At 71.9% G+C, this 14,909-nt stretch carries 12 protein-coding genes; 6 read left to right on the forward strand and 6 right to left on the reverse strand.

The window, feature by feature from the left end; translation table 11 throughout:
- Positions 1 to 170: 170 nt before the first annotated feature.
- Entirely contained in the window at positions 171 to 1,499 is a 1,329-nt protein-coding gene (locus FOF52_RS11895; protein ID WP_248590033.1) for a DUF6114 domain-containing protein, read from the reverse strand.
- A 4-nt stretch (positions 1,500 to 1,503) separates the two neighbouring features.
- Positions 1,504 to 2,118 carry a DUF6230 family protein gene (locus tag FOF52_RS11900; protein ID WP_248590034.1) on the reverse strand — a complete coding sequence of 205 codons (615 nt, stop codon included), beginning with the start codon at positions 2,116 to 2,118 and terminating at the stop codon, positions 1,504 to 1,506.
- A 221-nt stretch (positions 2,119 to 2,339) separates the two neighbouring features.
- On the opposite strand from FOF52_RS11900, the gene FOF52_RS11905 reads away from it, so the two are divergent.
- Entirely contained in the window at positions 2,340 to 4,211 is a 1,872-nt protein-coding gene (locus FOF52_RS11905) for a GMC oxidoreductase (protein WP_248590035.1), read from the forward strand.
- On the opposite strand, the gene FOF52_RS11910 is transcribed toward FOF52_RS11905, so the two are convergent.
- Positions 4,180 to 4,941, reverse strand: coding sequence for a MerR family transcriptional regulator (locus FOF52_RS11910; protein WP_248590036.1), 762 nt, complete (start codon positions 4,939 to 4,941; stop codon positions 4,180 to 4,182). The two genes, FOF52_RS11905 and FOF52_RS11910, sit on opposite strands and share 32 nt — an antisense overlap.
- A gap of 249 nt (positions 4,942 to 5,190) precedes the next feature.
- Between FOF52_RS11910 and FOF52_RS11915 the strand changes: the two genes are divergently transcribed.
- Both FOF52_RS11915 and FOF52_RS11920 read left to right on the forward strand, forming a co-directional pair.
- Positions 5,191 to 6,102: an AurF N-oxygenase family protein gene (locus FOF52_RS11915; protein WP_248590037.1), complete on the forward strand. Its 912-nt coding sequence runs from the start codon at positions 5,191 to 5,193 to the stop codon at positions 6,100 to 6,102.
- Complete coding sequence (locus FOF52_RS11920; protein WP_248590038.1) at positions 6,099 to 6,422, forward strand: DUF4873 domain-containing protein; 324 nt, start codon at positions 6,099 to 6,101, stop codon at positions 6,420 to 6,422. The genes FOF52_RS11915 and FOF52_RS11920 overlap by 4 nt, the downstream gene beginning before the upstream one ends.
- On the opposite strand, the gene FOF52_RS11925 is transcribed toward FOF52_RS11920, so the two are convergent.
- The 3 genes from FOF52_RS11925 to FOF52_RS11935 form a co-directional block, all read right to left on the reverse strand.
- Positions 6,356 to 8,053, reverse strand: a complete 1,698-nt coding sequence (locus FOF52_RS11925) for a TROVE domain-containing protein (RefSeq protein WP_341849681.1) — start codon at positions 8,051 to 8,053, stop codon at positions 6,356 to 6,358. The two genes, FOF52_RS11920 and FOF52_RS11925, sit on opposite strands and share 67 nt — an antisense overlap.
- A gap of 416 nt (positions 8,054 to 8,469) precedes the next feature.
- Positions 8,470 to 9,816, reverse strand: coding sequence for a four-carbon acid sugar kinase family protein (locus FOF52_RS11930; protein ID WP_248590039.1), 1,347 nt, complete (start codon positions 9,814 to 9,816; stop codon positions 8,470 to 8,472).
- A 71-nt stretch (positions 9,817 to 9,887) separates the two neighbouring features.
- Positions 9,888 to 10,961 (reverse strand): Gfo/Idh/MocA family oxidoreductase, encoded by a 1,074-nt coding sequence (locus FOF52_RS11935; RefSeq protein ID WP_248590040.1) that lies wholly within the window; start codon positions 10,959 to 10,961, stop codon positions 9,888 to 9,890.
- Between the two features lie 421 nt (positions 10,962 to 11,382).
- Here FOF52_RS11935 and FOF52_RS11940 point away from each other — a divergent pair, with 421 nt between their 5' ends.
- From FOF52_RS11940 to FOF52_RS11950, 3 genes are all read left to right on the forward strand, one after another.
- On the forward strand, positions 11,383 to 12,729 hold the full coding sequence (locus tag FOF52_RS11940) for an ABC transporter substrate-binding protein (protein WP_248590041.1): 1,347 nt from the start codon (positions 11,383 to 11,385) through the stop codon (positions 12,727 to 12,729).
- Between the two features lie 66 nt (positions 12,730 to 12,795).
- Positions 12,796 to 13,782: a carbohydrate ABC transporter permease gene (locus FOF52_RS11945; protein WP_248590042.1), complete on the forward strand. Its 987-nt coding sequence runs from the start codon at positions 12,796 to 12,798 to the stop codon at positions 13,780 to 13,782.
- Positions 13,779 to 14,828, forward strand: coding sequence for a carbohydrate ABC transporter permease (locus FOF52_RS11950; protein WP_248590043.1), 1,050 nt, complete (start codon positions 13,779 to 13,781; stop codon positions 14,826 to 14,828). The genes FOF52_RS11945 and FOF52_RS11950 overlap by 4 nt, the downstream gene beginning before the upstream one ends.
- The last annotated feature ends 81 nt before the right edge of the window (positions 14,829 to 14,909 follow it).

Consider the following 14,909-nt stretch of genomic DNA (forward strand, 5'->3'; position numbering starts at 1 on the left):
GGGAAGTTCGAAGGTGTCGGGACGGTCCCCGCGGGGGAGGCGTCGCGGACAACGGCGCGGGCCATCAGTACCCCCTTTCGTGAACGGTCACCGGGACTTTAGAGGACCCCGGTGACAGCCGGGAGCCCGCCGCCCCCGGCGGCGGGCTCCCGGTGGCGTCTCCGGGGGGATCAGTGTCCGGGACGCACCCTGATGCCCTCGACGGTGAGGATCTGGCTCTGCGCGACCGGGCCGGCCACGTCGACGTCGGTGACGATCATGTAGGGCAGCAGCAGCGGCGGCGGGAAGTCGGGGGTGAAGACCAGTCTGATGCCGAGCAGCCGCACCTCCATGCGGGTGACGTGCAGGACCACGTCGCCCTGCATGGTCATGTCGGGCAGGTCGATGGAGATCCGCTCCGGGCCGTCCATCCACCACAGCACGGCGTTGTCGAAGTCCGCGCGGCTCATCCTGAGCCTGAGGTAGTGGTCCGTGCCGCCGGAGGTGGGGTACTCGACGACCCCCGCGAAGTAGGAGCCGCTCATGACGATGCTGTCCGCGGTCAATCCGCTGGTCACGGGGCTGGCGGGGAAGGGCTCGTCGGCCCGGAGGACCTGCACCTCAAGGGCTTCGCCGTCCTCGGCGGCCCGCTGGCAGGCTTCGACCGCGGCGAGGAACTCCTCCTCGGTGGCCTCCTGTTCGGCCGGGCCGGTCCGGATCTCGCACGCGGCGTCGGCCTCCCCGGTCTCCTCCTCTTCCTCCTCGGTTCCTTGTTCGGCCGTGTCGTCCGGTGCGCCGTCGGCCTGCGGCTCCCCCTCGTCTCCGGGAGGCGCGGAGGGGGACGGATCAGGCGCGGGCGTTGCGGGCGGGGTCTCCGGTTCGCCCTGCTCGTCGCCGCCCCGGTCGAACCAGTCGTCCCAGGGCCACCACCAGTCGGCGGGGGCCGGGGCGAGGAGGAGGCCCAGCGCCAGGGGGACGGCGACCAGTGCGTGGGCCGCGCCGCCCCGGCCTCCGCCGCGGTCGACGGCCTCCTCCCCGCCGTCGGCCGCGGCGGCGTCCCGCTCCCCGGCCGCGTCCTCTCCGTCCGTCCCGCCGTCCTCGTCGGCCTTCGGCACGGTGTCGCGTCCCCGGGGCCGGCCGGGTTTCGGGCCGCGGTGCGGGGTCCAGGCGAAGACGAGCGCACCGCCGACGATGCCGAGCAGCATCCCGACGACGAAGCCGCCGAAGTTGGAGGTGAGGAAGGAGGTCAGGGAGAGCAGGACGGCGACGATGCCGTAGAAGGCGCGCTGGGCCGGGTGCAGCCAGGCCAGTACGCCCAGCGCGATCAGCGCGGCGCCGATCAGGTAGCCGGAGATCCCCGCGATGCCCTGGTAGACGAGGTAGGGCAGGGGGGCCAGCGGCGCCGCCACGATCTCCGCTCCGGCGAGGGCGGTGAGCAGGCCTCCCCAGAACGGCCGGGAGCGGCGCCATCTCGCGAACGGTCCCGCCGGGCGGCGGGACGCTCGTGCGTGCTCACTCATCGGGTCAGAAGCATTCGTGGGTGCCGGGTTTGACGTTGAGCTTCAGCCCGGACAGCCGCAGGGTTCCGGAGTTGACCGCCCAGGCGACCATGGTGAGGTCGTCGATGACGACGGTGTCGGACTGCAGGGCGAAGCCGCCGGGCTCGCCCTGGGGGCCGGAGACCTTGTTCAGGGTGCTGGCGTCGCGGCCGATCTCGATGGCGGAGAAGCTGGCGTTGCCCTCGAGCTGTTCGACGTCGACGACCATGTTGGTCGCGGTGACGGGGGTGTCCTCTCCGGCGTGGATGAGCACCGTCGCGGTTCCGATGGGCAGGTCGACCAGGGCCGACATGCACATGTCGGAGAGTTCGGCCTGTTCGATGACGGACAGTCCGACGGGGCGGGAGGTGTCGTCGACCGAGGTCGCGACGTCCCCGTACTGGGCGAATCCGGTGCCGTCCAACTGTGCCGCGGAGATCTTGAAGTGGTCTCCGGAGACCGCGAAGGAGGCGGCGAGCAGCCCCTGGGTGGTCGCCGCTGTGAGGATGCCCGCCGCGGCCAGGCCGGGCAGTGCCACGTAGGCGAACCTCCGCCACGCGGTGCCGCCGTCGGGGGATTCGCTGATCGTCTCGTCGGCCATGAGTGTCCTCCTGGTCCCGTGCTCGACGCGGGGGGTGGTTGGGGGAGGTCGGGGACTTGCGTCGGTCTTGGGCGGATGTGTTACATGGAACACATCTACCGGCCAGTAGGAGTCGAACATTACAATAGCCAATGTCACATTTCCAAGTGACTCATTCCACATCTCCGGCCGGCATCCGCGAACCCTCGCCCGCTCATCCTGATCCGCCAAGGGGGCATCCGATGACCCACGAGCGCCGCTCCGCCGCTTCCACCAGCGACGACGACCGCTTCGACTACGACGTGATCGTCGTCGGCTCGGGGTTCGGCGGCTCGGTCAGCGCCCTGCGCCTGACCGAGAAGGGCTACCGGGTCGGAGTCCTGGAGGCCGGGCGCCGCTTCACCCCCGACACCCTGCCGAAGAACTCCTGGGACCTGCGCAACTTCCTGTGGGCCCCCCGCCTGGGCCTGTTCGGCATCCAACGCATCCACCTGCTGCGCGACGTCATGGTCCTGGCCGGGGCGGGCGTGGGCGGCGGCTCCCTCAACTACGCCAACACCCTGTACGAACCGCTGGACGACTTCTACGACGACCCGCAGTGGCGCGACATCACCGACTGGCGCGAGGAACTGGCCCCCTTCTACGACCAGGCCAAACGCATGCTGGGCGTGCGGACCAACCCCACCGTCACCCCCGCCGACGTCCAGCTGCGCCAGGCCGCCGAGGCCATGGGGGTCGGCTCGACCTTCCGCCTGGCCCCGGTGGGCGTCTTCTTCGGCGACGGGCGGGACGGCGCGGCCGACGGACCGGTCTGCCCCGGCGAGACGGGCGGCGACCCCTACTTCGGCGGCGCGGGCCCCGCACGGCGCGCCTGCCTGGAGTGCGGTGAGTGCATGACCGGCTGCCGCCACGGCGCCAAGAACATGCTCACCGAGAACTACCTGTACTTCGCCGAACGCAACGGCGCCGTGGTCCACCCCATGACCACCGTGGTACGCCTGCGGGAGCGCGCCGCCTCCCGCGGCGGCGGGTACGCGGTGGACACCCTGGTCACCGGCGCCCGCCGGACCCGGCGCAACGCCCGCACCTTCACCGCCCGCCAGGTGGTGCTCGCCGCCGGGACCTACGGCACCCAGCGCCTGCTGCACGCCATGCGCGACTCCGGCCTGCTGCCCCGCATCTCCCCCCGGCTCGGAACCCTCACCCGCACCAACTCCGAGGCCCTGGTCGGCGCGATGACCAAGGCGGTGCGTCCGCCCCAGGACTTCACCAGGGGGGTGGCCATCACCTCCTCGATGCACCCCGACGCGCACACGCACATCGAACCGGTCCGCTACGGCAAGGGCTCCAACGCGATGGGGCTGCTGACCACCATGCAGGTCCCCGGCGGCGGGAACGTGCCGCGCTGGCTGCGCTTCCTCGGCCTGGTCGCCGCGCACCCCTCCCTGTTCCTGCGCAGCCTGTCGGTGCGCAACTGGTCGGAGCGGACCATCATCGGCCTGGTCATGCAGTCGCTGGACAACTCGCTGACCACCTACACCCGGCGCGGACTGCTCGGCGGGCGGGTGCTCACCTCCCGGCAGGGCCACGGCGCGCCCAATCCGACCTGGATCCCCGCCGGGCAGGAGTTCGCCGCCCGGGTGGCCGAGCAGATCGACGGCTACCCCGGCAGCAGCATCGGCGAGATCTTCGACATCCCGCTGACCGCGCACTTCCTGGGCGGCTGCCCGATCGGCGCCACCCCGGCCGAGGGGGTCGTCGACCCCTACCACCGGCTCTACGGGCACCCCGGCATCCACGTGGTGGACGGTTCGGCCGTCACCGCCAACCTGGGGGTCAACCCGTCCCTGACGATCACCGCGCAGGCCGAGCGCGCCATGTCGATGTGGCCCAACCGGGGCGAGGCCGACCCCCGGCCCGCCCCCGGCTCCCCCTACCGGCGGGTGGAGCCGGTCTACCCCGCCCACCCCGCCGTACCGGCCGGGGCCTTCGCCGAACTGCGGTTCACCCGGCGGGTCTCCCTGCCGTTGGAGCCCGCGCCGACGGTGCGGCAGGAGGCCGGGGCCGGCTCCGCGGAAGCGCTCACGCGCTCTGACGCTCCCCCTGCTCCCTGAGGTGGTCGATGATCGCCGCGAAGTGGTCACCCAGGGTCTCGTGCATGTGCCGGGACATGGCCTGGGCGAGGATGGAGTCGACCGCGACCTGCGCCAGGGGGCGCACCCGGCGGATCACGTCGGCGACCTCGCCCAGGTCCTCGCTGTGCAGGATCCCCTCGGGGGCGTAGGCGGCGATGATGTGCTCCGACACCCGCCGGGTGAGCTCGCCCGCGGCGGCGTCGATGCGGTCGCGCAGCCCCTGGGCGATGTCCAGGACGGCGTCCAGGGGCATGCCGATGGCGACCAGTTCGACGCCGGCGTGCAGCAGGCGCGGGCTGGGCACCCGGTAGCGCTTCCCCTCCGGTTCGATCAGGCCGAGGTCGACCGCCCGCGCCACGGTCTGGGGGGTGGTCTGCTCTCCGAAGAGTTCTTCCAGTTCGTCCAGGGTGATGTAGCCGGGGATCTCGTCGGACCAGGGGTCGCCCACCGCGGCCTCGAACCCCAGCACCTCGGACAGGTCGCCGCCCCGTTCCCACACGGTGACCAGTTCGGCGATGTTGGCGAAGGTGTAGCCGCGTTTGAGGAGTTGGCCGATCAGCCGCAGCCGTGCCAGGTGGACCTCGGTGTAGATCCCCACCCGCCCCTCCCGGCGCGGCGGTGGGAGCAGTCCGCGGTCCTGGTAGACGCGGACGTTGCGGACGGTGGTGTTCGCCAGCCGGGCCAGTTCGTCAATGCGGTATTCGGCCATGGGTCCACTCTATGGATTCCGCGGCCGCCGCCCGGCCCCCGGACCGCCGCGCGGCCGGGCCGCTCCACGACTCCTCCCGGACCGGCCTCCCGTTCTGGACCATTGCATTGTGACAATAGTCATTGTAACGTTCAATGTAGGAAACATGGGGTGTTCGCGCTCCGCCCTGTGCAACCGGTCCGGGAACGGTGCGGCCGTTCCCGGGCCCACCGAACGGCTCCCCACCCCCGCTCCCGGAGGAGGACCGCGATGACCGCTCCCGCCAAGGCCGCCACCGACCGTGAGGACATCGCCCGACGGCTGCTGCGCTCCTCGGCCAAAGCGTCCTTTGACCCGCTGGTCGAGATCGACTGGGACGCCCCCGTCGACCCCGACCGCTACGCCATCCGCCCCGAACGGGTCTCGCTGTACGGGACCGAACTGTGGGAGCGGCTCAGCGACGCCCAGCGCAAGGAGCTGAGCAGACAGGAGACGGCCAGTATCGCCAGCATCGGCATCTGGTTCGAGACGATCCTGATGCAGATGCTCATCCGCCACGCCTACGACCGCGACCCCACCAGCAACCACATCCAGTACGCCTACACCGAGATCGCGGACGAGTGCCGGCACTCGGTGATGTTCGCCAAGATGGTGGGCCGGCTCGGCGCCCGCTACTACCGGGTCGACCCCCTCACCCAGTTCCTCGGCCGGGTCTTCAAGACCATCTCCAACACCCCGCTCACCTTCAGCGCCGCGCTGTACGTCGAGGAGGTCCTCGACCAGCTGCAACGCGAGAGCATGGTGGACGAGGAACTGGAACCGCTGGTCCGCGCCGTCTCCCGGATCCACGTCGTGGAGGAGGCCCGCCACATGCGCTACGCGCGCGAGGAGTTCCTGCGCGTCTGGGAGCGGCGCGGCCCCCTCTCCAGGGCCTACAGCCGACTGGTGCTGGCCCTCGTGGTCTACTTCGCCACCACCCGGCTGGTCCACCCCGACTGCTATGCCGCGGTGGGCCTCGACCCGCGGGCGGCCCGCAGGGCCGCCCGCCGCAACCCGCACTGGCGCAGGAGCCTGACCTGGATGGCCCGCAAGGCCGTGGCGACCTTCACCGAGGCGGGCGTGATCCAGGGGCCCGCCAAGGGGCTGTGGCGCCGGGCCGGTGTGCTGGAGGAGACCGCATGAGCGGCATGGGCGACGACGAGGAGGAGTACCACGGCCCCGTCACCGCCGTCATCGGCGACGCCGAGATCACCGTGACCGCGCACCTGGCCGGCCACTTCGACCCGCTGAGCGGCGGATACCGGTGGAGCGGGCGGCTGGTGGCCGACCCGGAGGTGGACCGGCTCTTCGCCCAGGGGAGGCGCGCGGTGCTGCTGCGCACCCCCGAGGGGCACGAGGGCCGCGGCGAACTCGCCGAGGCCAACGTGTGGGGCGGCTACCGGGTCCGCGGCAGCGGCCGCCCCCCGTTCGCCGTCCCCGAACTGGGCGTCGAGGACCTCTGACCCCGCTCCTCCCCGCGGGAGCGGCCGGGGCCGCCCGGGCGGAGTTCCCACCGGGCGGCCCCGTTCTCAGTCCCGCGCCTCCCACGGCCAGCGGGCGGCCATCCCCGCCTCGACGAGCGGGACCATGCCGAAGACCGCGTCGTTCGGTCCGGCGAAGACGTGCCGGTTCCCGGTGCCGGAGGGACCGTGCCCGTAGCGGTACCCGGCGAGGTTCCAGGTGTAGACCGGCACCCGCTTCGGGCACCGCCGCCGTGGGGTCGGCCCCGGGGCCGCCCTGCCACGCCTGCTCGTCGGTGACGATGGCGACGCGGTCGTGGCCGCGGTAGCGCCTGCGCGGTGTTGGTACCGCCCAGATCGCCGAACCGCTCGACCACCCGCAGCAGCGGATCGCCCTTGCGGAAGCGGACCGGCTGGTGCGTGGTGCCGAACTGGACGAGGTCGGCCCGCTCCGCCCGCAGCGCCAGCGCGGCCCCGAACACCGCCGCGGCGTCGGCCGCGCGCAGCGTGGAACGCCCGGAGAGGCCGAAGAACATCGACGCGGAGCGGTCCACCAGGACGAGCGTGCGCCCGGGCAGCGCGGGCACGTTGCCCAGCGATACCTGCAGCGCCCGCTCCAACGCCGGTGCCCAGCGCGGCCCAGCGGCGCGGTGGGCGGCCAGGTAGCGCATGGGCAGCCGCCGGGAGCGCGCCACCTCCGCGGGGTCGGCCAGGGACTCGGCCACCTGCTCGGCGGTCTCGTCGCTCAGTCCCGCCTCGTCGAAGTTGCGCAGGTTGCGCAGCCGCGCCATGGACCCCATGGACGGCAGGACGGCCCGCCACGCGGCGGCGTCCATCGGTCCCTGCACCCAGCCCGCCACCGCCTCCCAGGTCATACCCGCCTCCGCGAGCCTCTCGGCGGCGTCCGCGCGGAGCAGCAGCGCACGCCGCTCCTCGGGCGCCAGCCGTGTCAGCGCGGCGCGGGCGCGCAGCGTCGCCAGCCCTTCGGGGACGGGGTCGCCGCGGCGGTGCCTGCGGTCCAGGGCGTGCCGGAACAGCAGGCCCTGCCGGGCGTCGGCGGCCACCGGGTGCGTCAGGTCGAGGACGTCACCGAAGCGGAAGGCCCGGGACTCGGTGTCGTACTTCAGCAGCGACCGCTCGGTGTAGAGGCGGACCGCCGCATCGGCGATGCCGCGCTTGACTGGCTTGGGCACCGCCCGCCCGTAGCGGCCCGTCCAGTAGGCCAGCGCCTCGCCGGGCTCGTCGGGCCGCAGCAGCACCGAGGCGACGAGCTGCCGGTTCCCGCCGTGCCGTCGCGCCGCCAGGCGGGCCCGCACCGCCTCCAGCGCGCCCGCCAGGGACGCCGACCGCAGGCCGGCGTCGCGGCGCAGCCAGCCGAGCAGGCCGCGCAGCCAGTCGAAGTCGTCCACGGCCAGCCTGGCGACCAGTTCGCGGTAGCGCAGGTCGCGCTCGTGAGCCCGCTCGTAGAAGGTGTCCTCGCCCACCATGTTCGCCACGGCGAGCAGGAACAGTTCGGAGCGGGCGTCGCGCCGGTGTCCGGGGGCTCCCTCGAAGGTCTGCCCGGAGGCGACGCTCTCGGACACGACCGGGCCGCGGCCGACCGCGGCCGCCGTGGCCCGGTTGAACTTCGCCATGACGCACCTCCCCTGCGCGGGGTCGGGCCGAGGGACTGGGCGGGGCGGCGCGGTCCGAACCGTGCCGCCCGTGCACCGGCCGGTGCACGCCCCGACCGTAACGGGACCGGACGTCCGGCCACCAAGGGTTTTTCCGCGTCGGGAGCCGGTCCCGGACAGGGGAGGGCACGCCGGGGCGTTCCGGGGCCGAAAGGGCGGCGGGGACCTGGGAAGCACCCGTCGTCGGCGCACCGGGGCCGCCGTGCCTGCCCTGCCTCCCGAGTCCTGGGCGCCGACGGTTTCCGCCGCCGCAGCGGCGGTTCGGAGTCGAACCGAACAGACCAGAAGTAACCGTCGACTTCGCACCGGAAGGCAGGTGTCCCGCACACTACGGTCCGGCCCCGCGGAGGTGCAACGGGTTTTCCCGTCCGCGGCGGCTACCCGCCCGCCGTGAACGGGAAGTGCTCGAACACCTCGGCGCGCACCGTGCGCAGCCTCGCCTGCACGGCGCGGCGCAGCCGGCTCAGGCACTCGGCGACGGCGGAGTCGTCGCCGACCAGGCCGCCCTTGGCGGTCAGCGGCACGCCGTCCAGCACCCCGCCGACGAGGACGCCGTGCACGGTCAGCGGCAGCATCTCCCCGCCGACGTCGAGGGCCTGCACGCCCAGCACGTCCAGTACGGCGGAGGTGAGGTCGCCGCCGGTGGTGAACAGGCCGCTGGGACGGCCCACGGGTCCGGCGGCCTGCTGGGCGTCGGTGACGGCCCCGGCGATCACCTCGGCCAACCGGTCCGGCAGCAGGCGGCGCTGCTGCAGGGGAAGCGCCGCGACCTCGGCGGCGCTCGCCCGCAGCCGGAACACGACCACGTCGGGGAAGACGTGGCTGGTGAGGGCGTCGGCCAGGACTCGGACGAGTTTCTCCTGGCCGTCGCCGCGGACCAGGTCGGCGGGGTCGACGTCGACGAAACGCGCCGGTCCGGTGCGCGTGACCGCGTCGAGTTGGCGTCCGGTCAGCTCGGTGACGCTGCCGACGGCGGCCAGCAGCGGCCCGGCCACGGTGCCCCGGCCGTGCAGGTGGAGTGCCTCGGCCAGCAGCGCACCGAACGGCCCCGGGTCGGCGGCCAGCCACACGACGCCGTGCTCCCGGTGGGCGCGGGCCGCCGCGTCGGCCAGTTCGACCAGGTACGGACCGGTGTGGGCGTCGCACAGCACCACCGGTTCGTCCCCGGCGGCGAGTTCGGCGGCCAGCAGTGCGGGGGTGACCTGGCGGACCGGGACACGGCGCACCGCCAGGCCGCTCTGGCATGCGAACGCCGCGGCGACGTCGGCGGTACGGGTCGGGCTGAGCGGGTCGAGCGCCGCTTCGGTGCGGTCCACGGGGGTGCCGTCCAGCAGCTGCGTGCCGTCGGCGGTGGTGTGCCCCGCCGCGGGGAAGGCGGGGGCCAGCAGCACGCGCAGGCGTGTGTGCGGCGGGCAGCGCTCCCGCACCGCGGCCCAGGCGGCCTCCACCTCCGCGCCGAGGTTGCCGCGCAGCGTGGTGTCGATCCGTTTGATGACCAGGTCGACCGGCCACACCGCCTCCACCACGTCGGCGACGAGGTCCGTGGCCTGGTGCGGCGGCATGTGCCGGCTGTCCAGGTTGGCGACGACGACGTCGTAGTCCTCGGCGGCGCGGGTGACGTGCTCGGGGGCGACCGTCGTGACGCGCTGTCCGGCGCGGGCGAAGCGCGCGGCGACTGCGGCCGCGCCGATGAGATCGTCTGCGATGACGAGTACCTGTGCCACCTCACCATTTCTAGTGCACCGCCGGACGGCGGCGCGTCCGACGCGGCGGCGCCGGGCCGCCGCGCGGACGGTCAGTCCCGCGGCAGTTCGACGACCTGCCCGGTGCGGGCGCTGCGCAGCGCGGCCTCGATGACGTCGAGTCCGTGGATGACCTCGTGCACCTCCACGGGCACCGGATCGCCCCCGCCCACGGCGTCGCGCACCCCCGCGTAGAAGGCGGGGTAGTCGCCCCTGCGGCTGGGCACGGCCTTGGTGTCGCCGGCCGTGCCGAGCCGTCCCCACGCCGACTCCGGTTCGACCCCCCAGTCCGGTCCGCCGGGCCGCTCTCCCGCGCCCAGGCGCTCCTCCTGGCTGTCGAGGCCGTACACGGTGTAGGCGGCGCGGTCGCCGAGCACCCGGAAGCGCGGGCCGTCCTGGGCGGCCAGGGCACTCGCCCACAGGTGGGAGCGGACCCCGCCGGCGTGCGTGAGGGCCACGAAGGTGTCGTCGTCGGCACCGCCGCGCAGCGACTCCAGCTCGGCGTAGACGGTGCGGACCGGTCCGAAGAGGTTGACCGCCTGGTCGATGAGGTGCGACCCCAGGTCGTAGAGGAGGCCCGCGCCGTCGGCGACGGCGCCGCTGTCCCGCCAGGTGCCCCCGGCCCGGGGCCGCCACCGTTCGAACCGGGACTCGAACCGGTGCACGCGGCCCAGTTCGCCGTCCTCGATCAGCTCCCACAGGGTGAGGAAGTCGCTGTCCCAGCGCCGGTTGTGGAACACGGTGAGCACCTGGCCGCGGCGTTCGGCCTCGTCGCGCAGGGCGCGGGCGTCGGTGGCGGCGACGGTGAACGGCTTGTCGACGACGACCGCCAGTCCCGCCTCCAGTCCGGCGCGGGCCAGGGGGGCGTGGGTCCGGTTGGGGGTGGCGACGACCACGATCTCGAACTCGCCCGCACGCCGCCACAGTTCGTCGACGGAGGTGATGACCTCGGTGTGCGGGTAGCGGGCGCGGACCGCCGCACCGCGTTCGGGGTTGCCGGTGACCACCGCCGCCAGGCGCAGTCCGGGCGTGGCGTCGATGAGCGGGGCGTGGAAGACCTCGCCGCCCTTTCCGTAGCCGATGAGGGCGACGTGCAGGTCCGGTCCGGTGCCGTGGTCGGTTGTCATGGTCCGATTATCGGAGACGTTTTCGGTGCTTCCCAAAGGCCGGAAGTCCCGTTGTCCCGCTCCCGGGCCGCTGTCCCGCCGGGGTCGTCGCGCCCGGGCGGCCCGTGTCGGGCGGGGCGGCCCCGGTGGACGCGGGACGGGTGGATTCCCGCTGGTCAACCCGTTCTGCTCCCGGTTTTCCGGCGGCGATACCGTCCCAGGACGAAGCTCTGCCAATCGTCAAATTTTGTTCACTGAAAGTGATCACACCACTAACCGGCCGTGACTTCGGCAATCCGTTACCAACTGGGACTCTTCCCACGTGACAAAACCGTTACGGCAGGCATCGGCCAAATGTGTGGACTTTCACTGACAGAACTACTTGCATCGGATACCGACGGAGCAGGTCACACAATGACCGGGCGGTACTGGAGGTACGTGAATGCCCAAGTTCCTTAACCCGCGCACCACAATCGCCGCGACACTCTCCCTGGTCATGCTGACCGGGGGATGCGCCTACCTGTCCGGAGGGGGAGGGTCGGCGGGGGCTGATCCGGACTCCCCGGAATGCGAGCCCTACAAGCAGTGGCAGGACATCGGTGGCACCGTTTCCGTCTACGCCTCCATTCGCGACGTGGAGGCCGAACGCCTGGAACGCTCCTGGCAGCTGTTCACCGAGTGCACCGGGATCGACATCCAGTACGAGGGCAGCGGTGAGTTCGAGGCCCAGGTCCAGGTGAAGGTGGACGGCGGCAACGCGCCCGACATCGCCTTCTTCCCCCAGCCCGGCCTGCTCAAGCGCTTCGCCGACGCCGGCAGCCTGGTCGCCGCCCCCGAGAGCGTCCAGGAACTGGCCCGGGAGGGGTGGAGCGAGGACTGGCTGGACTACGCCACGATCGACGGCCAGCTGTACGCCACCCCGCTGGGCGCCAACTTCAAGTCCTTCGTCTGGTACTCGCCCACGTTCTTCTCCGACAACGGATACGAGGTCCCGCAGACCTGGGACGAGCTGATCGAACTGAGCGACGCCATCGCCGCCGACGGCGTCAAGCCCTGGTGTGCGGGCCTGGAGTCCGGCGACGCCACCGGCTGGCCCGGCACCGACTGGATCGAGAACGTCATCCTGCGCGAGAACGGCCCCGACGTCTACGACCAGTGGGTCAACCACGAGATCCCGTTCAACGACCCCAAGATCGCCGACGCGTTCGACCGGGCCGACGAGATCCTGCGCAACCCGGACTACGTCAACGGCGGCTTCGGCAACGTGCAGAGCATCGCCGTCACCTCCTTCCAGGAGGCGGGCCTGCCCATCGTGGACGGCGAGTGCGGCATGTACCTGATGGGGTCCTTCTACGCCGCGCACTGGCCCGAGGGCACCGAGGTGTCGGAGACCGGTGACGTGTACGCGTTCAACCTGCCGCCGGTCGACCCCGCGCAGGGCACCCCCGTCATGGGCGGCGGCGAGTTCGTCGGCGCGTTCGCCGACCGGCCCGAGGTCGTCGCGGTCCGCGAATATCTGGCCACCGCGGAGTACGCTAACAACCGTGCGGCCGAAGGCGCCTGGTTCTCCGCACACAGGGGCCTTGACCTGGAGATTCTGGAGGTACCGACCGACCGCCTGGGCGCGGAGATCCTGCGTGATCCCGACACCGTGTTCCGCTTCGACGGAAGCGACCTGATGCCCGCCGAGGTGGGGGCCGGAACGTTCTGGCGGGGCATGGTCAACTGGATCAACGGCGAGGACACCGACGCCACCCTCGACTACATCGAGAACTCCTGGTCTTCCTGACACAGTCCGCTGGTCCGGGGCCGGTGTCCGCCGGTCCCGGACCGCCCCGATCGGAAGAGGACGGGAATGGGTTTCTCCCTTGTCGAAGAGCTTCCCAAGCTCGTGTGGTTGGTGATCGGTGTCGCGGGCTTCCTGGCCGTCATCGGCGTCCTGCTGTTCCTGGTGGACGCCGGGCCGAAGAAGACCAGAACCGAGTGGTGGCAGGCCGCACTCTTCCTGTCGCCCGCGCTGGTCCTGCTCATCCTGGGCCTGGTCTACCCGGTCTTCCGCACCACCCTGCTGTCCTTCATGGACGGCCGGGGCACGGCCTGGGTGGGCCTGGACAACTACGTTCGCATGTTCACGCAGCCCCAGATCCTGGTCGTGCTGCGCAACACCTTCCTGTGGGTGCTGTTCGGGCCGGTGCTGGCCACCGCGATCGGCCTGTTCTACGCACTGCTGGTGGACCGCAGGCGGTTCGAGTCGGTGGCCAAGTCGCTGATCTTCATGCCGATGGCCATCTCGTTCGTCGGCGCCAGCATCATCTGGAAGTTCGTCTACGCCTACCGTCCGGCCGAAGCCGACCAGATCGGTCTGCTCAACCAGCTCATCGTGTGGTTCGGCGGCGAACCGCGGCTGTGGCTGCTGGAGACCCCGCTGAACACCCTGCTGCTGATCGTGGTGCTGATCTGGGTGCAGGCCGGGTTCGCGATGGTGGTGCTCTCCGCGGCCATCAAGGCCATCCCCGACGACATCATCGAGGCCGCCCGGATCGACGGCACCAGCGTGTGGTCGCACTTCCGGCACATCACGCTGCCCTCGGTGTGGCCGACGCTGATGGTCGTGCTGATCACCATCTCGGTGCAGACCCTGAAGGTGTTCGACATCGTGCGCACGATGACCGGCGGCCAGTACGAGACCAGCGTCATCGCCAACGAGATGTACGCCCAGGCGTTCCGCTACGGCGAGCTGGGCATGGGATCGGCGCTCGCGGTGTTCCTGTTCGTCCTGGTCGTTCCACTGGTCATCGTGCAGATGCGCACCAACCGACGTCTGAGGGAGGAGCAGCGATGAGCACGACCCCGCAGTCCCCGACCGCCGAGGAGGAGGGGGGCGGCGCGCGCCGGTCGTCGCCCGCCCCCGCGGACGGTCTCGGAGGCCGTGTCCCGCCCCTCCAGCCCGCGGCCGGGAAGGCCGCCGGGCAGGGCGCCCGCGAGTCGGCCGCGGCCCGGGTGCGCAGACGGCTGTCCAGTACCACGGCGAGCGTCATCGCGATCGTCATCGCCGCCCTGTGGACCCTGCCCACCGCCGGGCTGTTCATCTCCTCGTTCCGTCCCGAACAGGAGATCAAGACCACCGGCTGGTGGACGATGTTCACCGACCCCCAGCTCACCCTGACCAACTACCGCGAGGTGCTGTTCTCCTCCAGCCAGGGGCAGCTCGCCAGCTACTTCGTGAACTCCTTCGTCATCACCGTGCCCTCCACGGTGTTCGTGGTGCTCCTCGCTGCGCTGGCCGCCTACGCCCTGGCCTGGGTGAACTTCCCCGGCCGCGACTGGCTGTTCCTGGGGATCTTCGCGCTCCAGATCGTGCCCCTGCAGATGTCCCTGGTGCCGCTGCTGCGGTTCTTCTCCCAGGGGGTGAGCATCGGCGACATCCAGGTGCTGCCCGCCTGGGACCTGCCGGGCGCGTTCGCGTTCACCAACGTGTGGGTGGCGCACACGATCTTCGGCCTGCCCCTGGGCATCTTCCTGCTGCACAACTTCGTCTCGCAGCTGCCGCACAGCCTCTTCGAGGCCGCGCGGGTGGACGGCGCCGGACACGGGGTGCTGTTCCGCCGGGTGGTGCTGCCGCTGATCGTCCCCGCCCTGGTGTCGCTGGCGATCTTCCAGTTCCTGTGGGTGTGGAACGACCTGCTGGTGGCGCTGATCTTCGCGGGCGGCGACGTCTCCACCGCCCCGTTGACGGTCCGGCTGGCCGAGCTGGCGGGAACCCGGGGCAACGAGTGGCAGCGGCTCACCGCGGGCGCGTTCGTGTCCATGGTGGTCCCGCTGATCGTGTTCTTCACCCTGCAGCGGTACTTCGTCCGCGGCCTGCTCGCGGGCAGTGTGAAGGGTTGAGTCCCCGTGACGGCAGCGGCCCCGGCCGGGCTCCACCCGGCCGGGGCCGCTGCCGTCACGGACACGGGGCCCGCCGGACGG

This window comes from Thermobifida alba (genome assembly GCF_023208015.1).
GTDB classification, from domain to species: Bacteria; Actinomycetota; Actinomycetes; order Streptosporangiales; family Streptosporangiaceae; genus Thermobifida; species Thermobifida alba.